This is a genomic window from Peribacillus sp. NPDC097224 (genome assembly GCF_044761985.1).
In the GTDB taxonomy this organism is placed as follows: domain Bacteria; phylum Bacillota; class Bacilli; order Bacillales; family DSM-1321; genus Peribacillus.
On sequence record NZ_JBIWDK010000008.1, the window covers coordinates 55,076 to 80,102 of the forward strand.

At 43.7% G+C, this 25,027-nt stretch carries 21 protein-coding genes; 14 read left to right on the plus strand and 7 right to left on the minus strand.

Annotated features, from left to right (window positions below; all coding sequences use genetic code 11):
* Positions 1 to 76: 76 nt before the first annotated feature.
* Both ACIQXR_RS15695 and ACIQXR_RS15700 read left to right on the plus strand, forming a co-directional pair.
* Positions 77 to 562, plus strand: coding sequence for a GNAT family N-acetyltransferase (locus ACIQXR_RS15695; protein WP_402875093.1), 486 nt, complete (start codon positions 77 to 79; stop codon positions 560 to 562).
* A gap of 439 nt (positions 563 to 1,001) precedes the next feature.
* The gene (locus ACIQXR_RS15700; RefSeq protein ID WP_402875090.1) at positions 1,002 to 3,908 is read left to right on the plus strand and encodes a S8 family peptidase; all 2,907 of its coding nucleotides are present in this window, start codon (positions 1,002 to 1,004) and stop codon (positions 3,906 to 3,908) included.
* Positions 3,909 to 4,048: 140 nt separating this feature from the next.
* On the opposite strand, the gene ACIQXR_RS15705 is transcribed toward ACIQXR_RS15700, so the two are convergent.
* From ACIQXR_RS15705 to gltC, 3 genes are all read right to left on the minus strand, one after another.
* Positions 4,049 to 4,633: a hypothetical protein gene (locus tag ACIQXR_RS15705; RefSeq protein ID WP_402875087.1), complete on the minus strand. Its 585-nt coding sequence runs from the start codon at positions 4,631 to 4,633 to the stop codon at positions 4,049 to 4,051.
* 126 nt (positions 4,634 to 4,759) lie between these two features.
* Positions 4,760 to 5,281, minus strand: a complete 522-nt coding sequence (locus ACIQXR_RS15710; protein ID WP_402875081.1) for a spore coat protein — start codon at positions 5,279 to 5,281, stop codon at positions 4,760 to 4,762.
* Positions 5,282 to 5,363: 82 nt separating this feature from the next.
* A complete protein-coding gene (gene gltC, locus ACIQXR_RS15715; RefSeq protein ID WP_402875078.1) occupies positions 5,364 to 6,266 on the minus strand; it encodes a glutamate biosynthesis transcriptional regulator GltC in 903 nt (300 codons plus the stop codon).
* Between the two features lie 133 nt (positions 6,267 to 6,399).
* Between gltC and gltB the strand changes: the two genes are divergently transcribed.
* The 6 genes from gltB to ACIQXR_RS15745 all read left to right on the plus strand — a co-directional run bounded on the left by gltB (position 6,400) and on the right by ACIQXR_RS15745 (position 15,306).
* Positions 6,400 to 10,947 carry a glutamate synthase large subunit gene (gltB, locus tag ACIQXR_RS15720; RefSeq protein WP_402875075.1) on the plus strand — a complete coding sequence of 1,516 codons (4,548 nt, stop codon included), beginning with the start codon at positions 6,400 to 6,402 and terminating at the stop codon, positions 10,945 to 10,947.
* A gap of 16 nt (positions 10,948 to 10,963) precedes the next feature.
* Positions 10,964 to 12,445, plus strand: a complete 1,482-nt coding sequence (gene gltD / locus ACIQXR_RS15725) for a glutamate synthase small subunit (RefSeq protein ID WP_402875072.1) — start codon at positions 10,964 to 10,966, stop codon at positions 12,443 to 12,445.
* Between the two features lie 576 nt (positions 12,446 to 13,021).
* Positions 13,022 to 13,516: an RNA polymerase sigma factor gene (locus ACIQXR_RS15730; protein ID WP_402875070.1), complete on the plus strand. Its 495-nt coding sequence runs from the start codon at positions 13,022 to 13,024 to the stop codon at positions 13,514 to 13,516.
* Entirely contained in the window at positions 13,513 to 14,061 is a 549-nt protein-coding gene (locus tag ACIQXR_RS15735; RefSeq protein ID WP_402875067.1) for a zf-HC2 domain-containing protein, read from the plus strand. The genes ACIQXR_RS15730 and ACIQXR_RS15735 overlap by 4 nt, the downstream gene beginning before the upstream one ends.
* Before the next feature lie 2 nt (positions 14,062 to 14,063).
* Entirely contained in the window at positions 14,064 to 14,747 is a 684-nt protein-coding gene (locus ACIQXR_RS15740) for a YfjL-like protein (RefSeq protein WP_402875064.1), read from the plus strand.
* A gap of 133 nt (positions 14,748 to 14,880) precedes the next feature.
* On the plus strand, positions 14,881 to 15,306 hold the full coding sequence (locus ACIQXR_RS15745; protein WP_402875060.1) for a cytidine deaminase: 426 nt from the start codon (positions 14,881 to 14,883) through the stop codon (positions 15,304 to 15,306).
* A gap of 56 nt (positions 15,307 to 15,362) precedes the next feature.
* Here ACIQXR_RS15745 and ACIQXR_RS15750 read toward each other — a convergent pair whose 3' ends face one another.
* Complete coding sequence (locus tag ACIQXR_RS15750; RefSeq protein WP_402875057.1) at positions 15,363 to 15,998, minus strand: FusB/FusC family EF-G-binding protein; 636 nt, start codon at positions 15,996 to 15,998, stop codon at positions 15,363 to 15,365.
* Between the two features lie 137 nt (positions 15,999 to 16,135).
* Positions 16,136 to 16,399 (minus strand): CD3324 family protein, encoded by a 264-nt coding sequence (locus ACIQXR_RS15755; RefSeq protein WP_402875054.1) that lies wholly within the window; start codon positions 16,397 to 16,399, stop codon positions 16,136 to 16,138.
* A 343-nt stretch (positions 16,400 to 16,742) separates the two neighbouring features.
* Here ACIQXR_RS15755 and ACIQXR_RS15760 point away from each other — a divergent pair, with 343 nt between their 5' ends.
* On the plus strand, positions 16,743 to 17,384 hold the full coding sequence (locus ACIQXR_RS15760; RefSeq protein WP_402875052.1) for an SDR family oxidoreductase: 642 nt from the start codon (positions 16,743 to 16,745) through the stop codon (positions 17,382 to 17,384).
* A 364-nt stretch (positions 17,385 to 17,748) separates the two neighbouring features.
* A complete protein-coding gene (brnQ, locus tag ACIQXR_RS15765; protein WP_402875047.1) occupies positions 17,749 to 19,080 on the plus strand; it encodes a branched-chain amino acid transport system II carrier protein in 1,332 nt (443 codons plus the stop codon).
* A gap of 130 nt (positions 19,081 to 19,210) precedes the next feature.
* On the opposite strand, the gene ACIQXR_RS15770 is transcribed toward brnQ, so the two are convergent.
* Positions 19,211 to 20,083 (minus strand): alpha/beta fold hydrolase, encoded by an 873-nt coding sequence (locus ACIQXR_RS15770; RefSeq protein ID WP_402875044.1) that lies wholly within the window; start codon positions 20,081 to 20,083, stop codon positions 19,211 to 19,213.
* A 374-nt stretch (positions 20,084 to 20,457) separates the two neighbouring features.
* Here ACIQXR_RS15770 and ACIQXR_RS15775 point away from each other — a divergent pair, with 374 nt between their 5' ends.
* From ACIQXR_RS15775 to ACIQXR_RS15785, 3 genes are all read left to right on the plus strand, one after another.
* Entirely contained in the window at positions 20,458 to 21,321 is an 864-nt protein-coding gene (locus ACIQXR_RS15775; RefSeq protein ID WP_402875246.1) for an ATP-binding protein, read from the plus strand.
* A 15-nt stretch (positions 21,322 to 21,336) separates the two neighbouring features.
* Positions 21,337 to 23,253, plus strand: a complete 1,917-nt coding sequence (locus ACIQXR_RS15780; RefSeq protein WP_402875042.1) for a vWA domain-containing protein — start codon at positions 21,337 to 21,339, stop codon at positions 23,251 to 23,253.
* Positions 23,254 to 23,327: 74 nt separating this feature from the next.
* Complete coding sequence (locus ACIQXR_RS15785; protein ID WP_402875039.1) at positions 23,328 to 23,624, plus strand: spore coat protein; 297 nt, start codon at positions 23,328 to 23,330, stop codon at positions 23,622 to 23,624.
* A 67-nt stretch (positions 23,625 to 23,691) separates the two neighbouring features.
* On the opposite strand, the gene ACIQXR_RS15790 is transcribed toward ACIQXR_RS15785, so the two are convergent.
* Entirely contained in the window at positions 23,692 to 23,811 is a 120-nt protein-coding gene (locus ACIQXR_RS15790; RefSeq protein ID WP_402875037.1) for a DUF4023 domain-containing protein, read from the minus strand.
* A gap of 175 nt (positions 23,812 to 23,986) precedes the next feature.
* On the opposite strand from ACIQXR_RS15790, the gene ACIQXR_RS15795 reads away from it, so the two are divergent.
* Positions 23,987 to 24,961 (plus strand): alpha/beta fold hydrolase, encoded by a 975-nt coding sequence (locus tag ACIQXR_RS15795; protein ID WP_402875035.1) that lies wholly within the window; start codon positions 23,987 to 23,989, stop codon positions 24,959 to 24,961.
* The last annotated feature ends 66 nt before the right edge of the window (positions 24,962 to 25,027 follow it).

Sequence of the window (25,027 nt, forward strand, 5' to 3'; positions counted from 1 at the left end):
TATAAATATTAGGACCATATTGTGATATGTATTTTTATGGTAAAATGTAATGAAAAACCAAGGAGCAATCATAACTATGGAAAACGTTCATGACGTGGAGTTAAAACATTTTTCGAATGAATATTTTGACGTATTACATTCCTTTGAACTTCCTGAAGAACAAGGGCAGTTCACAGCATTACCAAGCAAGATTTTAGAGGTGAAAGAAGGACAACATCGTATTGTTATTTTATGTAAGGGTGAGCCTGTAGGCTTCTTTTTATTACATTCAGCGGAACGAGTTAAGGCGTACTCGGATAATCCGAAAGCGATGCTCTTAACTGCATTATCTGTTAACCATGCAAAGCAAGGAAAAGGTTATGCTAAACAAGCGATGCTCTTACTAAGTGATTTTGTTAAATCAGAATTTCCTTACTGTGATGAAATCGTTTTAGTTGTTAATCATAAAAATGTTCCTGCTCAGCGACTGTATGCAAAAGTAGGTTTTACTGATACAGGTAAGAGAAAAACCGGTCCGATTGGTGAACAGTTTGTCATGCATTTATCGGTGAAGAATACGTAACTCTTCTAACTTTTGAGAGCTAACCTGTAATAGAGAGAGAATGAATCGGTCAATGATCGAGCGTTTTAATTGAATCGGAAAAAAAGGGATCTTCGCTGAAGATTCTTTTTTTTTTTTTGCTAATGATGGTTGGTTATGTACCTAAGAATAAGGCTTCCCAAAACGCAGATGAAGAAAGTGGAAGAAGCAAGATTCGAGATTCGGACACATATGGGGGATATGGCGGAATCCTAAGTGAATGGGGAAGAAATAGTAGGAAAACCCTGTTCTTATAAAAAGCAGAATAGCTAGATTCAAAGATACGTATTAGTGCAAAATGCCTGTTTATTCCTTGGAGTCTACCATTCTCAAGTTATTGCCAAAAAAATGGTTGATAATATTTAACAGTGTGATAATTTGGTATAGTAAAGCATTTTTAGCAATTTTAGGAGGGTAACTATTGAACGTTAAAAAGGTAAGTCGATTTACGGTATGTGTACTTATATTTTCACTTGTTTTTGGCATGTTGATTCCACAAAGATCCCAGGCTGCGACAGATTCATCAAAAATCATACATGCAGCTTCCATTAAAAGTGGAGAAACGGTTGAAGGCAATTTTGACAAGCCTGAGACCCATTGGCTCCAGATCACCCCAACGAAAGATGATACTAATCAGTTTTCCCATGTTGAGTTCGATGTAGAATCGGACGATTATCTTAATATTTCAGTCTATCCTACTTTAGAAAAAGCAGAGAAAGATGAAACGTATGATAACTACCGGGCAACTAGTGGCCCTGAAGAAAAGGCCGTCATCGACTTCCCGTTCGGTTGGGAAGGAAGCTATTATGTGAAAATAGAGTATTTCGGTGAAGTGGATGAAGAGGGACTATCATTACCGGAAGCGGAGAATAAGACGGCTTACAAAATACATGCACAATCCGTTAAATTGCCTCCTTCCGCAACATCGGACGAACTTGGAATGGATTCATGCCCAGTGGAATTAAGCGCTGTAGGAAAATCCACGGGTAAAAACCTATTGAGTGAAATTCGCAAGTTCAGAGATGGAGTTCTTTCCAAGTCAGAGGAAGGACGCGCCCTATCTTCCTTGTATTATAAGGCTGCACCATTCTTGGTCCTTGATATGGCCGGCAGCAAGAGTAAAAGAGACGATGTATACAACAATCTAGTAATCCTTCAACCTCTTATTGCGGACCTTAATGAAAATGGGGAAAGCAGTACGGCAGTCATTTCAAATAAACAGCAACAAGCCATTAAAGAATTGTTCGATGTGACGGTCGATGCCGTCCCAGCTTCACTGAAAAAAGAAATGAACAGCATTGCGGATAAGATCGGCATCAATAACCTTGCAGGTGAGCGCGTTGTCGATATCGCAAGCAAAGCGGGTTATAAGCTACCGGCTTCCAAAAGCATCACGAGCAAGTATATCGTCAAGATGAAACCGGGTAAAAAACTGACTTCGGTTCAAACCAAGGTACAAAGCTATGGAACGTTCTCGACCTTCAAAAAACAAGATGTCATCCTCGATGATACATATGTGGTGGAGTTAAAGGGAACGGGCAAGATGAGTGCAACAGCCCTTACACAGGTTGAAAACCTCTCGGATGTAGAGTATATCGAGCCGGTTAAAACGTATAAAGCCCTTTCGAATGATATTCAATCATCGTATCAATGGTCCTTGAACAATGAAGGGCGTGAAGTGAGTAAAAAAGGCGCTGACATCCATAATGACGAATTGCAGAAACTTATTAAGAATCGCGATCTGAAAGAGACATTGGTTGCGGTAATCGATACAGGCGTCGATAATACGCTCGCGGATCTAAAAGACAAAGTCAATATGGGACAAGGCAAGAACTTCATCGATCCGAAAGTGGACGCGATCGATGATAATGGACATGGTACACATGTTTCAGGCATCATCGCAGCCCAGTCGAATAATGGATATTCCATGGAGGGAATCAATCCATTGGCCAAAATCCTTCCGGTCAAGGTCCTTGATTCTTCAGGAGCAGGGGACACGGAAAAAATTGCAGCCGGAATCATTTATGCGGCAGACAAGGGAGCAAAGGTCATTAACTTAAGTTTGGGCGGGTCTTATAGCCGGACCATCGAGTACGCCCTGAATTACGCAGCATCCAAAGGTGTCGTGATCGTGGCCGCAAGCGGGAATGAAGCCAGCATGCTTTCTTATCCGGCTTCTTCTAAATATGTAATATCCGTCGGGGCAACCAATGCCTATGATATCGTTTCGGATTATTCCAACTTTGGCCCGACACTTGATTTGGTGGCACCTGGAACAGGGATCCCAAGTCTTATGCCAAACGGAAATGTCACGTTAATGGATGGGACATCGATGGCAACACCACATGTCGCAGCAGTTGCCGCGTTATTACTATCCGGTAATCCAGGATTGAAAATAAATGACGTACGCACCATCCTTCATGAAACATCCGATTACATTGCCTTCAAGGAAGAAGACAATGAAGGAATGGATCAGGATTATACAGATGAAGGAGAGCCGATAGCACCAGCCGTCGACAGGGATTATGTTTCAGGGTTTGGAAGGCTGAATGGCTTTAGTGCACTTAGTAAAGTGGACCTGAAAGCTGCAGTGAACCCGATCCTTGATAATCAAACGAAGCTGACAGGAACGGCAAAAGCAGGTTCAAAAGTGGAAGTGAAAAACGGAAGCAAAACAATCGGAACAGCGGTGACTTCAGCCAAAGGTACGTTCAGTGCTGCAATTCCAGCTCAAAAGGCCGATCAACGCCTAAACGTCGTGATTTCGGATTCTTCTAAAGTCGCTGTCTCTTCAATCAAGCTGTTTGTGAAGAAGGGGGAAACTCCTAAAGCACCTACTGTGAAGGCAGTAAGTGACAAAGATACGTTTGTAACGGGAAAAGCAACGGCGGGAATCGCGATTTCCATCAAGAATAGTGCCAAAAAAGTAATCGGCAAAGGCAACGCAGACAGCAAAGGCAATTACAAAGTAAAAATCAGTAAACAAAAAGCAGGGACAAAACTTTCCATAACAGCTACAGACGCGGCGAAACGGGTAAGTAAAGCAGCGAAAGTGACTGTGTTGGACAAAACGGCACCAAGTGCACCAAAAGTCGACAAAGTAACGGACAAATCAAAAAAAGTAACCGGTAAAGCGGAAGCGGGATCGACGGTTACGGTCAAGTACAAAGATAAGAAGATCGGATCGGCCAAAGCTGATAACAAAGGGAAATATACCGTGAAAATCAGCAAGAAAAAAGCAGGTTCGACCTTGTCCGTCACAGCAAAAGATAAAGCGGGCAATACAGGCAAAGCTACGAAAGTGACTGTGAAGAAATATAAAAAGTAAAATGTTAACTGAAACGGCATGTCCCCTTGTTTGAAATAACTAACAAGGGACATGCCGTTTTTTCTTGAACCTCTAATAGGATGACGACAAAAAAGCCTATCAAAATAGTTTTGATAGGCTTTCATTATGTACACGATAAACTAGAAATTAATAGAAAGAGAATCTTTCAATTCCTGTAACAGTTCAGGGTGCTTCGCAATCGAAACATAGGTTTTTTCCTGATCTTCCTTTGACTTGTTCGATAAGTCCGTCTTCACTAACATGACTTGCCCATCTTCAAAGAAAAATACACTAAATTTGTTGTTTTCGTCCTTGAATAATTCAAAAAAATATGTGGTTTCCTCTAAGGTGGCCATGGAGTAATCTAGTAGTTCCGCTGCGTCATTATTCTTTTTCACTTCAATCTTATCCATTTTGTCAATGAAGGTCCTGATATCTTTTTGTTCTGTCATGACTTTATGATAGTCTTCAGGATCAAGACTGGGATCATTCTGATTTGAAAGTAGTGCGGAAAGCTTTTTATAGCTTTCTTGATTCGGTATGTCTAGCTTGACGGATTTCGTATTCTCTTCGGTTTTTTCATCAGGCTGTTTTTTTTCTTCCGTTTTGTTCTCTGTCGTATTTTCGGTTTGTTCTTTAGTTACGGTTTCCTCATTTTCTGAAGCACAGGCACTTAAGAATAGAGAAAGGCCGATACAAAAGAAAATCATTTTAAAGAATCTCATGGTTTAATCCCCTCCGGCTTATCATTCTACCATATAAAGGGTTATATTACATATTTATCTTATTTGGTGTTTAGGGAAAATAAAGAGGTAAGTGGAGGCGATCGATTTCCACTTACCTTTTTTCGTTCATAATTGGGACAAAGCTTTTTTGGCCGTCTTCACGTCGTTTTGGAGAAGCTGGTTGAAATCATAAGCTGGATAGAGATCTCTTTCATATAGATAGTTGAAAATTCTTGCGTGATTATCGATGGCCCCATTTAATTGCTTTTTAAAGACCTTCCGTAGTGAGGGGGTGGCCGTTTCAGTTATGGCAGTCGCATAATTTCTGATGGAGGATTTGGCTAGCCCGAGTAGATCCCCGGCAGCCATTGCCGATGCATCATCTCTTATTTCATCCCCTTGCATTATTTCTCCCATACGATCGTCCTCTTCCCGATTGGCATCAGGCGTTAACGGATAAAACTGCAACAACTCCATGATGTTTTGCGTAAGCGAATTGATCATGTGTTTGTAGTGTGTTTTTAAAACCGGGTCTTTTATTTCTGGATAGGCTTTTTTTAATTTCATAAGGGCATTGGACTGTGAAGCTACCAATTCATGAAGCTCAAGTGTTTCATGCCAAGCAAGATGTGAATGTGTGGGTGTCATGTTAATACCTCCTGAACATATTGTCTCGATACAGTATTCAAGAGGTGGGCATTTCGGAAGTTATCCCATTATTGAGAATATATCATTGGTATTGCTCCAACCTTGCAAAGAATTTTTTAACAAACTCGTAAAATACCTTTTCTGATGGGGCAAGTTCTCGATTCCTTGGAGAGATGATACCGACTGTCCGTTTGACTGAAGGCGTTTCAATGGGAATTTTGACGGTCATCCTCGGAACGATTTCATAGAAGGTGCTATCAGGCAGGAGGCTGACCCCGATTCCAGCGGACACAAGCCCTTTTATGGAATCCATGTCTTCCCCTTCCGAAGCGATGTTCGGCGTGAAGCCGGCCTGCTTACAAGCCTCGATGGCAAGGGTGTTCAAGACGTAACCTTTGGGGAACAGCACAAAAGGATCATTCCGCAGGTCGCTTAGGCGCAGGCTCTTTCTTTCAGCCAACGGATGGGTGATGGGAAGTAGGGCAGACACGTTTTCGGTGAATAAGATATGGCCGTCGATATCAGGATCTTTCGTAGGGACCGGCCCTAGGAAGGCCAAACCGATTTCACGGTTTTTCACGGCATCCATTAAGTAGGAGTAGGAACCTTGTTTCAAATGAAATGAGATGTTCGGCTGTTCATCTTTAAAAGCGGAAATGACAGTCGGCAACAAATAGGTGGAGAGGCTTGTCGGGAACCCGATTTTAATCATCCCATGCTCCGGATCCAGGAATTCCTCGATTTGATATTTGGCATATTCAATGGACTTTATCGCCGTTTTGGCATGAACCAGGAATATTCGTCCAATCGGTGTTAATTGAATGTTCCGGCCGATTTTTTCGAATAACGTGACGCCGAGTTCTTCTTCCAGTCTAGCAATCTGGCGGCTGATGGCCGATTGGGCAATATGTAGGTGTTCGGCGGCTTCTGAGACGTGTTCCCTCTCCGCAACCTCGACGAAATAACGCAATTGACGTAGTTCCATTTACTCATCTCCTTCCACCTATCTCAAAGTGAGATAGATTTTGGCTTAATTATATATTGTTTATATTGATTTGAAAACCTAGAATAATATGTAAGTGACATAACGGTGTAAGAAATAAGAGGGGGGAAAACGTATGACATACAATCAAATACCAAAAGCACAAGGTCTTTACCGTCCGGAATTTGAACATGATGCATGTGGGATCGGTTTATACGCTCATTTAAAGGGGCTAGCTACACATGATATCGTCAAGCAAGGACTGCAGATGCTGTGCCAATTAGACCACCGCGGTGGACAAGGGAGCGATCCTCTAACAGGGGATGGAGCAGGATTGATGGTGCAAATTCCTGATAAGTATTTCAAGCTGACTTGCCCGGAAATGAATTTGCCGGCAAAAGGACGCTATGGTGTGGGCATGCTCTTTTTTTCCAACGATGATGCTGAACGAAATGAGATTGAAGCGCGTCTGAATTCATTAATCGAACAAGAGGGTCAAACGCTTCTAGGCTGGAGAACGGTTCCTGTGGATGCAGGTAAATTAGGGGACGTCGGCAAAGAAACATGCCCGACGATCCGACAGGTGTTCATCGGGGCAAGTGATGACGTTACAGAAGACTTGGCTTTCGAACGCAAATTATTCATCATCAGGAAACAGGCTGAAAACTGGGCAAGGGAACGTGGAAACCGTTTTTATTTTGCGAGTCTTTCCAGCGCGACGATCGTTTACAAGGGATTGCTGACACCGGAACAAGTCGATGCATTTTATCTTGATTTGCAGCATGAAGATTTTTTGTCCGCTTTCGCTTTAGTGCATTCCCGCTTTAGTACCAACACATTCCCTAGCTGGGAACGGGCCCATCCAAACCGCTACTTGATCCATAATGGGGAGATCAATACGCTTCGGGGCAATGTCAACTGGATGAAAGCGCGTGAACAGCAGTTCGTCTCGGAAGCTTTCGGGGATGATTTACAAAAGGTCCTTCCTATCTTGGATACGGATGGAAGCGACTCATCCATTTTGGATAACGCCCTTGAATTCTTCGTCCTGGCAGGCCGCAAGCCGGCGCATGCAGCGATGATGCTGATTCCTGAACCATGGACGGAAAATCCGCATATGACCAAGGAAAAGAAAGCCTTTTACGAATACCACAGCATGTTGATGGAGCCTTGGGATGGCCCGACGGCGATTTCGTTCACGAATGGGAAACAAATCGGGGCGATCCTAGACCGTAACGGATTAAGACCTGCCCGTTATTATGTGACCAAAGATGACTACATCATTTTCTCCTCTGAAGTCGGGGTAATCGAAGTCGAGCCGGAAAATGTATTATATAAAGAGCGTTTAAGCCCAGGCAGAATGCTTTTACTTGATTTAGAGGAAGGCCGCATCATCTCGGATGAAGAAATCAAATCCGAAATGGCGAACGAACAACCGTATCAAAAGTGGCTGGACGAACAGATTGTGCAGTTGACGGACGAAGAGCCGGTCGATGTGGAACCTCTATCCGATTTGGTTTTCCGTCAGAAAGCGTTCGGCTATACGTATGAAGACGTACAAAAATACTTGTTGCCGGTCATTAAGGAAGGAAAAGATCCACTTGGCTCGATGGGGAACGATATTCCGTTGGCGGTATTGGCCGATAGTCCGCAATCGCTTTTCAATTACTTCAAGCAATCCTTTGCCCAGGTGACCAACCCACCAATCGATTCGCTTCGTGAACAAATCGTTACGTCAACGATGACGTTTCTAGGGGCAGAAGGCGACTTACTGAATCCGAATGAAAAGAATAGCCATCGCATTCAATTGGATACACCGGTATTGACGCCAGGCCATATGAATCAGCTTAAAGAAAATAACTACCCGGAATTCAAAAGTAGGGTCATCGAGACTTTATTTTCTGAAGATTTGGAACTTGAATTAAATCGAATATGCCGGGAAGCGGAACAAGCGATAACGGAAGGCATCAGCCTATTGATTTTATCCGATAAGAACATGAGCGAAGAGCGTGCTGCGATTCCTCCATTATTGGCGGCCAGTGCCCTTCACCAAGAGCTTATTCGTCATGGGAACCGGACGAAGGTCAGCATCATCGTCGAAACCGGAGAGGCACGGGAAGTCCATCACTTTGCCGCTTTGATTGGATATGGGGTGGATGCCATTTATCCGTATCTTGCTTTTGAAACGTATAAGCAGGCAGTCGCAGACGGCAGTTTAACGATCAGTTACGAGAAAACGGTCAGCAAATATGTGAAAGCCGTGACGGAAGGCATCGTCAAGATCATGTCGAAGATGGGAATTTCCACGGTCCAAAGTTACCGTGGTGCCCAAATTTTCGAAGCGGTCGGAATTAGTGCGAATGTGATTGAACGCTATTTCAGTGGTACAGCGTCACAGCTTAGTGGGATTGAATTGGAGACCATTGCAGAAGAAGCATTGATCCGTCACCAACGGGCTGTCGTCGATCTTTCCAACCAGACGCTTGAAGCGGGCAGTGATTTTCAATATCGGGCAAATGGTCAGCATCATGCGTTCAACCCGAAAACGATTCATACGTTGCAATGGGCGTGCCGAAAAGGTGATTACAGCCTATTTAAGCAATATTCCCAGTTGGCGAATGAAGAGCGACTTGGATTTTTGCGGAATTTATTCGCATTCAACCAAAAGAACCAAAGTATCTCCATAGATGAAGTGGAATCCGTTGAATCCATCGTGCGCCGCTTCAAAACAGGGGCCATGTCATTTGGGTCGTTAAGTCAGGAAGCCCATGAAACATTGGCGATTGCGATGAACCGTTTAGGCGGAAAAAGTAATAGTGGAGAAGGCGGGGAACATCCGAATCGGTATGAAATCGATGAAAACGGTGATAGCCGCCGCAGTGGAATCAAGCAGATCGCATCCGGTCGTTTTGGTGTGAAAAGCCATTATCTCGTGAATGCCGATGAGCTTCAAATTAAGATGGCACAAGGAGCGAAACCGGGTGAAGGTGGGCAGTTGCCTGGGAATAAGGTATACCCTTGGGTAGCCGAAGTTCGTGGATCCACGCCAGGCGTCGGTCTGATTTCACCACCGCCACATCATGATATTTATTCAATTGAAGATTTGGCGCAATTGATCCATGACTTGAAAAATGCCAATCGCGAGGCAAGGATCAGCGTCAAGCTGGTATCGAAAGCGGGAGTCGGTACGATTGCCGCAGGTGTTGCCAAAGGAGCTGCCGATGTGATTGTCATCAGCGGATATGATGGGGGAACGGGTGCTTCGCCTAAAACGAGCATCAAGCATACTGGACTGCCGTGGGAGCTTGGTCTTGCCGAAGCCCATCAGACCTTGATGCTGAACGGTCTACGTAGTCGAGTCGTCCTTGAAACGGACGGAAAGCTGATGACTGGCCGTGACGTGGTCATGGCGGCGATCCTTGGTGCCGAAGAGTTCGGTTTCGCAACCGCTCCACTAGTCGTACTTGGTTGTGTGATGATGCGCGCGTGCCACTTGGATACATGTCCAGTAGGTGTAGCTACACAAAACCCTGAGCTACGGAGCAAATTTGCCGGAGATCCGGATCATGTCGTGAATTTCATGCGTTTCATTGCAGAGGAAGTTCGTGAAACGATGGCTGAATTAGGGTTCAAAACGGTTGACGAAATGGTTGGCCGTACGGATGTTCTACAGGTGAGCGAGCGGGCCAAGGCTCATTGGAAAACGAAACACCTGGACTTATCGACCCTTCTTTTCCAACCGGAAGGAATCCGTACGTTCCAGCATCCGCAAAATCATAAAATTGAAGAATCCTTGGATGTCAGGGAAATCCTCCCTGCTGTACAGCCTGCCCTTGAGGACCAAACTCAAGTGGACGCAAGTTTCCCAATCACAAACGTGAATCGCGTGGTTGGAACGATCGTCGGTAGTGAAGTTTCCAAACGATATGGTGAGGAAGGACTGCCGGAAGATACGATCACCCTTCGCTTCACGGGATCAGCCGGTCAAAGCTTCGGTGCCTTCATACCGAAGGGGATGTCGATGTATTTGACAGGTGATGTCAATGACTATATCGGTAAAGGATTATCCGGAGGGAAATTGGTCGTCACATCTCCACCTGGAAATCAGATGGAAGCGGGCGATAATGTGATTGCCGGGAATATTGCCCTATATGGTGCCACAAGCGGGGAAGCATACATCAACGGACGTGCCGGTGAGCGTTTTGCGGTCCGGAATAGCGGTGTACATGTCGTCGTCGAGGGAATTGGCGACCATGGTTGCGAGTATATGACAGGCGGTCGTGTCGTGATTCTGGGGGATGTCGGGAAAAACTTTGCAGCCGGTATGTCAGGCGGTATTGCCTATGTACTTGCAGACGAAGTGGAAGCATTCAAAGCCTTGTGTAACCCAGAAATGATCGAATTCGAAACGCTTGACGACATAAAAGATAGTAATGAAGTAAAAGAATTGATTTCGAACCACCTGCATTATACAGAGAGTGCGAAAGCCTCCTATGTGCTGGAGAACTGGAACGATCTTGTGAAAAGGTTCGTTAAAGTCATTCCGAAGGATTACAAGCGGATGATGAATAGCATCGAGGAACATAAGCAAGCTGGTCTAACGAAAGAAGAAGCCTTCATGAGTGCGTTTCAGGCCAATGCGATCCAAGGTAAAAAATCCACCAAACAAGCTGTCATGCTGTAAGGAAGGGGAGAGTCAAATGGGAAAAGCAACAGGATTTATGGAATATCCGCGTGAAAAGCCAAGTGAACGGAATCCTCTAACAAGGTTACGGGACTGGAGAGAATACTCCACTTCTTTCTCGGACGAAAAACTAAGCAGGCAGGGAGCACGGTGCATGGACTGTGCCACCCCTTTCTGTCATGTGGGCATGGAATTGAACCGGGTCACAACGGGTTGTCCGATTAACAATCTGATTCCGGAGTGGAATGATTTAGTGTACCGTGGCAGATGGAAGGAAGCGTTGGAGCGTTTAATGAAGACGAATAACTTCCCTGAGTTCACGGGCCGTGTCTGCCCGGCTCCTTGCGAAGGGTCGTGTACGGTAGCGATTAACGACCCGGCCGTTGCCATCAAAAGCATCGAACGCTCCATCATTGACAAGGGCTTCGAAAATGGCTGGATCACACCGCGCATTCCACAACAGCGGACCGGGAAGAAAATTGCCATCATCGGTTCCGGTCCTGCCGGATTGGCAAGTGCCGATCAGTTAAACCAAGCAGGCCATTCGGTAACGGTGTATGAGCGTTCTGACCGTGCCGGCGGTTTATTGACATATGGAATCCCGAACATGAAGCTGGAGAAAGATGTCGTCGCACGCCGGATCACTTTATTGAATCAAGAAGGCATCGATTTCGTCCTGAATATGGAAGTCGGGAAGGACATCACAAAAGAGGAACTGCAAAACCAATACGATGCCGTCATCCTCTGCACAGGTGCCCAGAAGCAACGCGAACTGGATATCGAAGGCCGTGAAGCAAAAGGCATTCACCTAGCGATGGATTACTTAACAACGGCGACGAAAAGCTTATTGGACTCCAACTTCGAAGATGGCAAGTTTTTAAATACGAAGGGTAAGGATGTCATCGTCATCGGTGGCGGCGATACAGGCGCCGATTGCGTTGCGACGGCCCTTCGCCAAGGATGTAACAGCGTCGTGCAATTCGGGAAACACCCAATCCTGCCGACCTCCCGTACGTCCGATAACATGTGGCCAGCCTATCCAAACGTATTTTCACTTGAGTATGCGTACGAAGAAGCGGAAGCGAAATTTGGCTCCGATCCACGTCAATACTCGATTCAAACGAAAAAGATCGTGGCTGATGAACAAGGCAACGTAAAGGAACTGCATACGATCCAAATGGAAAAAATTAAAGGGGAAGATGGCATCTATCTCTTTAAAGAAATTCCGGGCACGGAGAAAGTATGGCCGGCCCAATTCGTCTTCATTGCCATCGGATTCGAAGGAACAGAGCAACCACTCCTCACTCAATTCGGAGTGGATACTGTCAATCAAAAGATCGATGCCGCCTATGGTGATTATAGAACGAATGTCGAAGGCGTTTTTGCTGCAGGAGATGCGAGAAGAGGGCAAAGCCTAATTGTCTGGGCCATCAATGAAGGCCGTGAAGTAGCGAGGGAAGTGAACAGCTACTTGATGGGTGCCACGGTATTGGCGTAAGAAGTGCGGTTTCTAGCACTTCTTTTAGACTGTAGCCACACTTGATGAAAAATGTGTTTGTTTATATGTGGTTTGTACAATGTGGACGTTGATTTCCACTTCAGGCACTGGCTTTCCGCGGGCGGTCGGGGAGCCTCCTCGGCTTTGCCTGCGTTGTCTCTCCTAGACGCGCATTTCCCGCAGGAGTCTCGTACCTTCCGTTCCAATCCACTTTGCATTATCATTCTATATATCCGAAGCGTAAAGAAACGATTGAGTATGTTTCGCGGGCAAAAGAGTATGGATTGGATTACTTTAAGGGACTTTTAAATAAACAGGCGATGTTCTTTTGTCGATAAACTGTAAGAAGTGCTGTTTCTAGCACTTCTTTTTTTTTAGGTTTTTTTCTTTAATCTTAATGTACAGGTTTTATAAGGTCATTTAGTCTACTCATCTATAAGGCTGTTAACTATTTTTCGCTTAACTATATAGTAAAATTACAAAATGAACCTAAAATATGGTGATTTTTAAAAAAAGTTGTAACGAAACATGTAACCGAGGTATTAATACTAGGAAAGGCAAGAGAGAGAGGGCGTTATGAAGAAGCTTGAAGAAGAATACGAAGAAATCCAACCAAAAATTTATGCGTTTTTTTATGCCAAGACAGGAAATCAGGCAACTGCTCAAGATCTTTGCCACGACACCTTTTATGAGGCGTGTAAAAACATCGCATCATATAATGGCGATTCCACCTTATCAACTTGGATGTTTTCGATTGCAAATAATCTATTGAAGAAGTATTACCGCAAAAACAAATATCAGCTTGATTTAATGCAAAAACTTTCCATGGTGCCGGAAACGGAAATCCATTCATTAGAAGAGCTAGCAGAAATTAAGGAGGATACGAAAAATCTTTTGCATCATATTTCAAAATTGGAGGATTCAGAGAGGGAGATCGTACTACTGCGTATATACGGGGAGCTGAGTTTTGCAGATATTGGCGCATTAATCGGGAAATCTGAAAATTATGCGCGAGTATCCTTTCACCGCTTGAAATTGAGAATTCAAAAAACAATGGAGGAGACTTTATGAACACAAAATGTTCGGTGACGCAAGATTTACTACCTTTATACGAAGAGGAATTATTGCAACGGGAAACTCAACGGTTTGTTGAGGAGCATTTGCAAAGTTGCCAAGAATGTCGGCAGATAGCAGAACAATCACAGATTCCATTGCCCGCGGAAGTAATACCCGGCGGTGCTTCTAAAAAAATGATGCGGAATATAACCTTGAAATTGACGACAATACAGATTTTCTTTGTAGCCATTGCCTTTATATTGGCAATGAGTACGACCATTATGAATGACAATAGTGGCTTTATTCTGACTTACGCCATTTTAGGTGCGGTCACATTTCTGTTCTACCGCTCAGTCCTCATTGCCGTCCTGCTTGCGGGTGTACCGAATTTCATATGGAATTGCCTGTTATATATGACGGATTGGTTCGGTGAGTTTTATGCTCAAAGTTTTTCGGAAGCTCTTCTGATAGCACTGACTTCCTTAATTGTCCACCTGCTGTTAACTTTTGTAGGAATCATCATCGGCTTTTGCATTCTTAAAGTAAGAGAGGAGCATTAATTATGAAAAAGAAAATGATATACAGCGTGATTGCCATTTCATTAATTGCCGCCATAGTGTTCGCTTATATGCAAATGAGCGGAAATAAAACTGGTAAATACAAAGCAAAGGAGAGTCTGGAAGAGTTTTTAGAACAAACTTATCCCGACATGGACTACGAAATCAAGCGGTCGGTAGGGTATGGATGGACCGATGAAACGTATGAGTTCAATGTAGTGGTAAAGAATTCAAAAGCAGTTGAAACCACCTATCGCTTCTATGTCTCCGGTATCGAACCGTATGAAGTTTATAGTGATACAATCCATGAATCCAAGATAGAGAAAGATGCATCCAAAAGGCTAAATGCGGAGGCAGAACAGTATATTCTAACGCTCCTCCAGGAAAAAATCCCGCAAGTCGATTCTGTGGATACGGATGTGGAAGTATACAACAAAGTTGCCGAGGAATGGACACCACAGATGAAAACGCCAAAGCCGATTCACATTATGCTGGAAATTGAAAAAGGCGATTTAACAAAAGAACAGATGGTGCAGCAGTGCAAGATTATACAGGAGCTATTGAATGACGAATCGATCGATTATTATACTACCGAGGTGGGATATCGAAGTATGGTGAACGGAGAAGAAAATTATGAGTACGTCAGTTTTACTCCAGGCAAGGAATTGACAATAAATGATTTGAATTAAAAACGAATAAGCCTTTCACTTAAATAATTTCTATGGACCGCATCGTTTGTTAGCCGTAACTGCCAAGTTCGGTGTAGATTGATAAGTCAGGTGTGTCTAGAGCTAGTCGTTTTTTAGAAAAGGGGAATGCTGTATGATGACCTATCCTTTACAAGAATCCGATTATCCAGTAATCGAGGCTGCAAGGGAAAAGATCAAAGCGCTGTACGAGGAAGATAAGCACCATGTAGGGGCAGCGTTGAAAACAAAGTCGGGTAAAATTGTAGCTGCGGTACATATGGAAGCATATGTCGGCCGTATCACGGTGTGTGCTGAAGCCGTTGCGATTGGAAAGGCGATATCGGAAGGGGAAAAAGAGTTTGATACGATCGTGGCTGTGAAGCATCCCTATTCCGATGAAATCAATAGAGAGTTAAAGGTGGTCAGTCCTTGTGGGATGTGCCGGGAACTGATCTCGGATTATGCAGAGGATTGTTTTGTGATCATAGAGGTGGATGGGGAAACGGTTAAAACGAAAATCAGCGAGTTGATCCCTCTGAAATATACGAGGGGATCGTGAAACAAGAGGCACATGCAAAAGGCAATCCTTCCTACCGAAGGGTTGCCTTTATCAATTTACTTGATCCGCGAAATGAAGTCATCCAATTTATCCAATGTGGTGATATTCTGGTTGCATTTCATACTATCGTTACAAATATAGTTTCCTTTTTTTATGAATGTGCCTTGAACGGTTCCTTTTGTTTCAGACATGAACATCCCGACTTCCTCAAAGCGGCTGCATATCGCGCAGATCCCTTTTTTATGAGAAGGTTTGAATGTCCCATGCAGTCCAATCAGCTTATTATGCCGGGGGGCGATGATGAATTTCTTTCCTGAGCCAGTATCGTCCCATCCCAAGTAAGAAATCTCTCTTAAATCGATGGTTTCCATTTTGGGGGCCTTTAATTTCTTCGCCTTCGGAAATAACTTCTTGACCGTTTGTTCCGTTACTTCTTTAAAAGGGATGACATAGGGTTTGAGTTCCAAGAGAAAGGCTTCAGCATGGGCAGGGTCCTTGATGGTGTCGATGGGGTCCAGAAGTTGCTTGTGCTTGCCGTCCAGTTCATTGAATAATTTCAGCACTCTTTCTTTTGCAACGGACTTGACTGTATGAACGACATCTTTATCGTTGGCTGTTGCGTGTCCATTTATCAGTATCTGCGTTTGTAACTTGATGAAGTTATATTGTTCACTTTTGATAAAGGGTTTCATTTCCCCACTCCTGTTCATGTTCCTGTTGCTTTCATTTTACAGAATCCGCTTTTTGAATGAAAGGTGGAAAATGTTTAGGAAACAAATTTGGCATAGAAATAGCACTGATCTCTTTCATCAGTGCTGCGAGACAAGCTCTATTTGGAATAAATGATTTTTTTTATGGTTTCCGTTGAGAGAAAGTGTTTCTCCGCTAATTGATGGATAGCGGTCCCGGTTTTAAAGGCATATTTAATCGAGGCATTTCGCTCATCAATCATTTTCCGGGATCCAGAACGTGTTCCCCATTTATGATGCGTTTGATCAGGTTTGGGAATATAGATGGTTTCCCCTTGCACATACTTTTGAATTTCCTGAATCAATGCCTCGGGTAAAACGGCTGTTGCTTTTACATACGTCATTTCTGCCAGCTCCTTATTTTTTGTTGCGAATGAAATAAGGGGCAAAGCCTGTTTATTAGAAATGATAAAAGATGGGCGATGTTCGTTTATTTTATTTCCACCCCATGCAAAGTATCGCCTCCACTATCAGGCTTTGCATGAGATGCTGCAGAAGGTGGCAAAACACGTTTCATTGCCATCATTACACCTCCTTATCGAATTCCCTTTATTATAAAATATCTCAAGCACATTGCAAGGAAATTCCATTTTCATCCTAGCCTTATGCTGATTGTTTGCTGTTGCGCACCGTTCATGAAATAATTGGATGAGAAAACCAATTATCCAGTATGGGGGCTGATTTTATATGAAAGTATTCGTAGTTGGAGCAAATGGGCAGATCGGGAAAAAGGTAGTTGCGTTATTGAAAGAAAGTGAACATAGTGTACGGGCCATGATTCGAAAAGAGGAACAGAAGAAATCATTTGAAGAAATCGGAGTCGAATCAGTGGTCGTCAGCTTGACGGGAACGGTGGAAGAGATTTCAGAAGCGGCGAAAGGGTGCGACGCCATCGTGTTTGCAGCAGGTTCCGGGGGCAGCACAGGGGCGGATCAAACCTTATTGGTGGATCTTGACGGCGCAGTCAAGACAATCGAAGCGGCTGAAAATTTACAGGTGAAGCGGTTTATCATGGTCAGCGCTTTTCAGGCAAACAACCGGGAAAACTGGAGCGAAGCCATTAAACCGTATTATGTGGCCAAGCACTATGCCGATCGAGCCCTGTTGCATAGCGATTTAACGTATACAATCATCCGGCCGGGCGGTCTCGTGAACGAACCGGGAACAGGCCAGGTGACGGCTGCCGAGAAACTGGAAAGGGGCACGATCCCGCGGGAGGATGTGGCCAAGACAATTGTGGCTGCCTTAACCGAGGAACATACCTATAACCGTTCCTTTGATTTGATTGCAGGGGAAACTCCAATTGCTGAAGCGTTGAATTCCATATAAGATAGGAAGAACGAATGAGCAGGGCCATCCCAAATGGATGGCCCTGCTTTTGCGTTTATCAGGCCAGCTCTGGTTAACCAAACAAAAACATTATCGGCTACTGAAATAAGGTTATTTTAGTCTTCAGAGTTCTTTTTCCTTGTATCGAAAGACCCACTATCATGCATGAAACTATTTTTATTTAGATAATAAGAAGCACTAAAATGATTTTTCGGAATAATTACTAAAATAGTTTTTGACAAACGAACGACTGCATTTTATAGTTAGGAGTGTTGTGTTGTGGGTTGTACGAATCATGTACGTTGAATCGCAGGCACTTCTCTTATCTAATGATTAGGAGAAAGAGAACATTGGAGGTTTCATAATGTCACAGAAAGCACCACTTTCTTTTACATTGGTTACAGGTTTAATGCTTTTCGCTTTATTTTTTGGTGCAGGTAATTTGATTTTTCCTGCCATGCTTGGACAATCCTCCGGGACCAACTTATGGTCGGCTAACCTTGGATTCATCCTTACCGGGGTCGGGTTGCCTTTTATCGGAATCCTGGCATTTGGTATTTCAGGTAAAAATGATGTGCAGTCACTGGTAAGCCGGGCGCATCCTATGTTCGGTTTGATTTTCACAATCGTTCTTTATCTATCGCTTGGCCCATTATTCGCTCTTCCGCGAACCGGAAGCGTATCTTATGAAATAGGAATTAAGCCATTCCTTCCAGATGGAGTCGGTTTTTTACCTTTGTTGGTCTTCACCATCATCTACTTTGGCGTTGCTTGTCTCTTATCTATTAATCCCTCAAAAGTTTTGGATATTGTCGGAAAAATATTAACTCCATTATTATTAATTTTCATTGCCATCCTGATCATTGTGGCGATCATAAACCCAATGGGGGACATTCAAGCTCCTATAGCAGACTATTCTGACAATTCATTCTTTAAAGGATTCAAAGAGGGCTATTTAACAATGGATACCCTGGCATCCTTTGCTTTTGGTATCATTGTGATCAATACCATCAAGGATAGGGGCATCACTTCCAAGAAGGAAATTCTGAAGTTCTGTACTAAGGCCGGTTTGATTGCCGCCTTCCTGTTAATGATCGTTTATACGTCATTAACATATGTAGGGGCAACTAGTGTGGAATTGCTTGGCCAGTTAGGGAATGGCGGAGACGTTCTTGCCCAAGTATCGAACCACTTTTTCGGTTCTGGAGGTGCCGTGTTATTAGGCCTGATTGTGATTGCCGCTTGTTTAACGACGAGCATCGGCCTGATTACGGCATGTTCTACTTACTTTAACAAGTTGTGGCCATCTGTATCCTATAAAATCTATGTGGTCATTTTTTCTGCATTCAGTGCAGCGGTGGCCAATGTCGGCCTAAGCAACTTAATCGAGTATACGGTGCCGGTATTGACGGCGCTCTATCCAGTTGCCATCGTCATCATCGCGTTGACATTTTTACATCCCCTTTTCAAAGGGAGATCGGAAGTGTATTTGGGAAGTCTTTTCCTTACCTTGATTTTCGGGATTTATGATGGACTCATTGCTTTCGGGATACCAAAGAACCCGGTTACTGAATTTTTGACTGACTACCTCCCATTATTCAGTGTAGGGGTAGGTTGGGTCATTCCTGCCATCGTTGGCGGATTAGTAGGCTATATCGTAAGCCTGATGAAAGAAAACGAAGTACCTCATTCATGATTGTATGAAAAATGGAATGAATAGTATGAAAGAAGAAGGGAGTCGTCTTTTGACGGCTCCTTTCTGATAGGCTTTGTTAGAAATTATTATTGTTTCTTAAAAAGGGCCACCTATAAGGCATGGTAAGGAATTAATTACCTGTCAGTTCAAAGTCGGTTTTCGTTGTTAGTCCGTTATAATCTGAAACCATCTGAATGAATTTTTCTTTCTCTTCTAGGTATGGTAAGTGATTACTTTTTTCGAAAATATATAGTTTGGAATTTTTTAAACTTGCCTTTATTTCTTCAGAAAAAATAAGTGGACATTGAGCATCATACCTTCCACAATAAACAATAGTCGGGATGGTAACCTCATGCAGTTCATTTAGAATGTCGTAGTTTGGCAAGTCATTAAAGGAATAATAATCTAGCCTTTTTTGTACAACTTTCCCACTGCTCTTTTTCTTGAAATATTCACCCTGTTTTTCTATGTTATATAAAGACATATTAGTCCATTCTTTGTTAGCATCCCTTCGCTCTTCAATGGTAGAGTCAGGAGATTTGAGTACGGCAAAAATCTTTTTCAGTTTTTTGTTTAGTGAACTACGAGGACTATACATACTGCCTTCGTGTTCCATATATTTTTTAGAGGCAGCCGCTCCTCCAACTAATAGTTTTTTTAAAGATTCTGGAAAAATCGTTGCATACATTAAACCAAGCATTCCTCCAGTCGAATGCCCGGCAAAGCACCACTTATCATAATTTAAAGCTTCTCTAACAGCCTCTAAATCCTTAGATGTTTCTTCCATACTTAATTCATCTTCAATAACGGCTTTGCAAGAGTTTCCTGCGTCTTTTAAGTTAATTAGATATACTTTGAAGTGATCTACAAAAGTGTCAGCGAAATAATAACCTAATTCATTAAACTCACTATATAAATGGGTAATGCACACTGGTTCTCCTTCACCCTGGGTAAAAATCTCAAACTTTCCGCGTGTTGTATTTATAAACATTCTCTCCCACATAACAATCACCCCACCTAAAAAACGAAAATATGTACATAAAATTTATATTCAATTTTCGTTATAAGAAATCCTTCCCTGTTACTAGTAATCTAACCTACACCTTTAATTGTATAAGAAAAGGTGTTGCTGTCAGCTCCTTGTAATGAGTAAAGCAACGTTTAGTCAATACTATTCCTCAACCCAATTTAAAAGTGCTTATATAGCTATTAAAAATTGAGAAATAGAGAGTTTGATTATTTTATGCACCTACTTCGACTAACGCACCCGCTAGTTTCATCAAGAAATTGGACAACAGCCTCCGGATGAAAAGCAGATGTTTGTCTTTACTGGAAAAGAACTTTAGAATGGGGAAAAAGGAGTGGAGTGAGATCGTGATGAATACGTTGCCAGAAGAGATAGCGAATATCTTACATACGAATAAGAAAAAACCTGTCCAATTTCAGGAGCTGATTTCCAAAGGTGGATACCTGCCACCCGAGATGGATTTGATGGTCGATGCGATTTCAGCGTTGAGCATGGGGAAAAACATTTTGTTAAAAGGTCCCACAGGGGCAGGGAAGACGAAGTTTGCGGAGACGTTATCCCATTTATTCAACCAGCCGATGTTCAGCGTCAACTGTTCGGTCGATTTGGATGCTGAGAGCTTGTTGGGCTTCAAGACTTTATCCTATAACGAGGGCAAACAGGAGATTGAATTCGTTCCGGGACCCGTGACAAATGCGATGAATCACGGAACTTTTCTCTATATTGATGAAATCAACATGGCGAAGCCTGAAACGTTGCCGTTGATCAATGGGGTGCTTGATTATAGAAGGACGATCACGAATCCATTTACGAATGAAATCGTCACGGCAAAAGAGGACTTCAATGTGATTGCGGCCATCAATGAAGGCTATGTCGGTACAGTGCCGTTGAATGAAGCGCTGAAAAACCGGTTCATCGTGATTGAGGTTCCCTATATTGAAGGAGAGCAGCTTAAGCAATTGATCGAAACCAATACGAAACTGAAGGATGCACGGACCATTGAGCTGTTCGTCAAGCTATCGGGTGATTTGATTCATGCCGTGAATCAAGGGAAAGTGGCTGAGGATGCAGCATCGATACGGGCACTGCTTGATGCGTGTGATCTAAGTGTACTGATCCCACCTAAGCGGGCGATTCTTCGTTCAATCGTGGATAAGCTTGATGAGGAACGGGAACGGGAATTTGTGAAGAACTTGGCCGACACATTATTCTAACTAGGAGAATGCCGCATGAAGTATATTCGATTCAACGATTCAATTATTGATACGGCGCTTTTTTTGCAGCTTCAGGATTTATCGACGGTTTTATCCGGTATTCCTGAACTGGAATTTGAATACAACTATGGATCTTTCCTTGATTCTGTAAACAGTAAAGTCACGGCGAGCCATTTTTGGGAAAACGGCAACCAAGAGGTAAAGGCTGCAGGATTGAAGACGGATGTACTTCTCAGGACGATTGGGACCCTTCATCATTCAAGCGTGAAGGATTTACAGTCCTATCGGGAAGTCATCGAGGAAAGCGGGCTTCCAAAGTTTTCGGCAGAGCTGTTTACCCTATTCGAAGATGTACGACTTGAGGAATTGATCAAAAAAGAGCGCCCGGGAACAAAGAAGTGGTTTTCTATACGCGAGGCGTATCTTACGCAATACTTTGAAACGCAATCGGCTGCGAACGTAACGAGGAGCTTTGCACTTGATGAACTGTTCTGCCTGATTTATTTACTGCTTCATTCCAATCGTCCGGATCCGATTTTTCCACGAGCCAACGAACGCCAGGTGGAGGCATTGGAAAAAATCAAACCGTTGATTTATATGGTGTTTGAAGCAAGGAAAACGAGTGATATCACAAGAATTTGCGAACAAATCGTCTTCCGTTTGAATGAAGAGTATCAAGATAGCATGAATGAGTATTTCATCTTCCCGGTCGCGAATGTGGAACAGTATACGGCCAACACGCTTTTCGATGAACTGACGCGAAACGACGAGTTAGCGAATGATGACACAGAAGATGTGGATGAAGAGAATAGCGAGTTCATCGATGAAAAGTTCTCGACATGGCACCGGGAGAATAAGAATGGCGAAAATCCTTCCACCTTCCTTCAGTTTGAACTGGAGCAGGGGACGAAAACCAGCATGCTAGGCGGCGGTGCACGGGAAGCGGAAGATGCTGACCAGGCGTTGGCCTCGATTCAAGGCTCTTCCGGTGAAAGTAAAGAAAAGGACTACAAGCAACAGGAGACACTCGAGAAAAAGCAAACGAAACCCGGGAAAAGCGGTGATTATCCGTTTGGCGAGGATAATAAAGATGCCGTCATGATAACCAAAGAGGCGAGGGCGTCAACGATCGATGAGGAAAAACGGTATCGAGAGTTCGTGGCTGACATCGAACCTTTCAAGCGGAAGCTTTCCAGCACCATCGAAAAGACGCTTGAAAATAAGAAGAATGCACCAAGAAGAGATTTGGCGTTCGGAAGGTTATCCAAGAAGTTGCTGCCACTCGTGCTGGATGAAAATCCGCGGGTCTTTTATAAAAAGAACCAGGAGTCCAAGGAAATCGATGCCGTGTTCACACTTCTAGTCGATTGCTCGGCCTCGATGCACAATAAAATGGATGAAACGAAGCGTGGCATTGTCCTCTTTCATGAAGTGCTGAAGAAATTGAAAATCCCCCATTCAATCGTCGGATTTTGGGAAGACGCCAATGATGTGAAAGAAGGGTACCAACCGAACTATTTTCATGTGATTCACTCCCATTCCGATTCTCTTTACCAGAATGCCGGCGCGAAGATCATGCAGCTTGAACCTGAGGAAGATAATCGGGACGGTTACAGCATCCGCGTCGCCACTAAGGAATTGGAAAGAAGGCGGGAGAAGAATCGCTTTCTGCTCGTCTTCTCCGATGGAGAACCGGCTGCTGCACAGTACGACCAGAATGGGATCGTCGATACGCATCTTGCCGTATCCGAAGCACGTAAAAAGGGAATCGATGTCATTGGCATGTTCCTAGCGGATGGAAGCATCGAGGAAAGCGAAGAACTGACGATGAAAAACATCTATGGCAAAGAAAGGCTGATGATTCCCACTGTATCTGAATTGCCAGAGCACTTTACCCCGCTGTTGAAGAAACTGTTATTAAAGACCATATGACGCCTGGAATTTTTGAGCACGCTTCTGTCTATTCATCATATTCTAGACTGTAACCTAGATGAGGAGTGACAGAGATGTACTACACAAGACAGAACTTTGGCGGATATGGAAACTTCGGGGGATTCCCGGGAGTTGGAGGATATGGTGTTCCAGGAGGGTTCGGTCAACCAGTTGGGTATCCGATGTTTGGTGGCATGGGTGGTCATCCGGGAATGGGCTTTCCAGGAGGATTTCCGATGCAACACGGTTATGGCGGACAGAATAGCTTTCCCATGCAGATGCCAGGTGGCATGGGCGGACATGGAGGAGCCTTTCATCCATACCCGATGCATGGCGGCATGGGCCAAGGCGGCGGATATCAGCAATATTGAAACAGGAAAAAGAGCTAGTGGAGGTCCTTGTATGACCTCTTCTAGCTCTTTTTGTTTGGACTTTTGATCAATGCTGTTTGTTCGGCAACCTTTTCTCTGGGTGGCCATTCCCTTGACGGCGTTTATTATCCGCTTCTTTTTTTTGCTGTTCCTTGATCTTCTCAACAAATTCCTCAGAACGTTCCATGCATACAACCTCCTCCGTTATATTCTTTTTTACTATAACCAGAACGACTACGATTCATGAGGAAATCGAGCCGGAATTTACCCTGTGTAGCGAGAACATCCAAAACTTAACAAATTATCCTGTATCCTTTTATGAACCTGGAGCGTCATTTATATAGAAGGGAAAGGGGATGAACATGAAAAAGAGAAATAGGACGCTCAGGGTTATACGGTCAATCCTATTATTTGTTGTGGCCATATCCTTGGCTTGGGTCGCTTTCCATACGGTCATGAAGGCCTATGAACAAAAGAAACATCCGGCATGGGGGCAAATGGTGGAAGTGGATGGAAAGGAGATGCATGTGTATACCAAAGGAGAGGGGGAGCATACGATTGTTCTATTAAGCGGTTTAGGAACGGCGGCGCCTGTCTTGGATTACGAACCATTGATTGACGAGATGGCAAAGGATAATAAAATCGTCGTAGTGGAGCCATTTGGCTATGGTTGGAGTGAGCTGACAGATAAGGAGAGGACCGTGGAAAATATCGTGGAGGAAATACGAACGGCCCTGAAAAAATCAAAGATAGAAGGTCCATACATATTGATGCCCCACTCCCTATCCGGAATCTATAGCATGTACTATGCCCATGAATATCCAAACGAGATCAAAGCCATTATCGGAGTGGATTTCACGTTACCAAAGGCATTGGAGTATTTTGAGGAGCCTGCTCCTAGCATGCCTGCCTATATGAAGTATGTTGCACCCACTGGATTGGCACGAATAGCTTCTTACGTGAGCGCGGAAAATGTCCTGCCGATTGCGGATGAGGGTATATATTCAGAAGAAAATCTAGACATGACCAAAACGATTACGGCTTGGAAAGTGTACAACCGAAATATTGTCGATGAAGCAAATGCGATAGAGGAGAATGTGAACAAGACGAAGGAGATGTCCTTCCCTTCAAACATGCCGCTCCTGATCTTTGCTGCCAAAAGAGATAAGGTAACCGAAGATGGTAAAACGAACGAGACGTTTTATCGATCACAATTGGGGGAGAACCCATTAAATGAACTCGTGGTCTTAGAAGGCCATCATTATCTTCATTGGACGCGCTATAAGGAAATGGGTGAACACGTTCGTCATTTCACCGAACAATTAGAAAACCGGTAAAGGGAACTGCTGAAATCTCAGAGATTGGATGGGGAATCACCTTAAAGGAACATGGAGAAGGATTTA

Excerpts from the sequence above, each read along its gene's own strand:
- ACIQXR_RS15695 (WP_402875093.1), top strand. The coding sequence starts at position 77 with ATGGAAAACGTTCATGACGTGGAGTTAAAACATTTTTCGAATGAATAT.
- ACIQXR_RS15705 (WP_402875087.1), bottom strand. The coding sequence starts at position 4,633 with ATGAGATTCTTTAAAATGATTTTCTTTTGTATCGGCCTTTCTCTATTC.
- ACIQXR_RS15710 (WP_402875081.1), bottom strand. The coding sequence starts at position 5,281 with ATGACACCCACACATTCACATCTTGCTTGGCATGAAACACTTGAGCTT.
- gltC (WP_402875078.1), bottom strand. The coding sequence starts at position 6,266 with ATGGAACTACGTCAATTGCGTTATTTCGTCGAGGTTGCGGAGAGGGAA.
- gltB (WP_402875075.1), top strand. The coding sequence starts at position 6,400 with ATGACATACAATCAAATACCAAAAGCACAAGGTCTTTACCGTCCGGAA.
- gltD (WP_402875072.1), top strand. The coding sequence starts at position 10,964 with ATGGGAAAAGCAACAGGATTTATGGAATATCCGCGTGAAAAGCCAAGT.
- ACIQXR_RS15730 (WP_402875070.1), top strand. The coding sequence starts at position 13,022 with ATGAAGAAGCTTGAAGAAGAATACGAAGAAATCCAACCAAAAATTTAT.
- ACIQXR_RS15735 (WP_402875067.1), top strand. The coding sequence starts at position 13,513 with ATGAACACAAAATGTTCGGTGACGCAAGATTTACTACCTTTATACGAA.
- ACIQXR_RS15740 (WP_402875064.1), top strand. The coding sequence starts at position 14,064 with ATGAAAAAGAAAATGATATACAGCGTGATTGCCATTTCATTAATTGCC.
- ACIQXR_RS15745 (WP_402875060.1), top strand. The coding sequence starts at position 14,881 with ATGATGACCTATCCTTTACAAGAATCCGATTATCCAGTAATCGAGGCT.
- ACIQXR_RS15750 (WP_402875057.1), bottom strand. The coding sequence starts at position 15,998 with ATGAAACCCTTTATCAAAAGTGAACAATATAACTTCATCAAGTTACAA.
- ACIQXR_RS15755 (WP_402875054.1), bottom strand. The coding sequence starts at position 16,399 with ATGACGTATGTAAAAGCAACAGCCGTTTTACCCGAGGCATTGATTCAG.
- ACIQXR_RS15760 (WP_402875052.1), top strand. The coding sequence starts at position 16,743 with ATGAAAGTATTCGTAGTTGGAGCAAATGGGCAGATCGGGAAAAAGGTA.
- brnQ (WP_402875047.1), top strand. The coding sequence starts at position 17,749 with ATGTCACAGAAAGCACCACTTTCTTTTACATTGGTTACAGGTTTAATG.
- ACIQXR_RS15770 (WP_402875044.1), bottom strand. The coding sequence starts at position 20,083 with ATGTGGGAGAGAATGTTTATAAATACAACACGCGGAAAGTTTGAGATT.
- ACIQXR_RS15775 (WP_402875246.1), top strand. The coding sequence starts at position 20,458 with ATGAATACGTTGCCAGAAGAGATAGCGAATATCTTACATACGAATAAG.
- ACIQXR_RS15780 (WP_402875042.1), top strand. The coding sequence starts at position 21,337 with ATGAAGTATATTCGATTCAACGATTCAATTATTGATACGGCGCTTTTT.
- ACIQXR_RS15785 (WP_402875039.1), top strand. The coding sequence starts at position 23,328 with ATGTACTACACAAGACAGAACTTTGGCGGATATGGAAACTTCGGGGGA.
- ACIQXR_RS15790 (WP_402875037.1), bottom strand. The coding sequence starts at position 23,811 with ATGGAACGTTCTGAGGAATTTGTTGAGAAGATCAAGGAACAGCAAAAA.
- ACIQXR_RS15795 (WP_402875035.1), top strand. The coding sequence starts at position 23,987 with ATGAAAAAGAGAAATAGGACGCTCAGGGTTATACGGTCAATCCTATTA.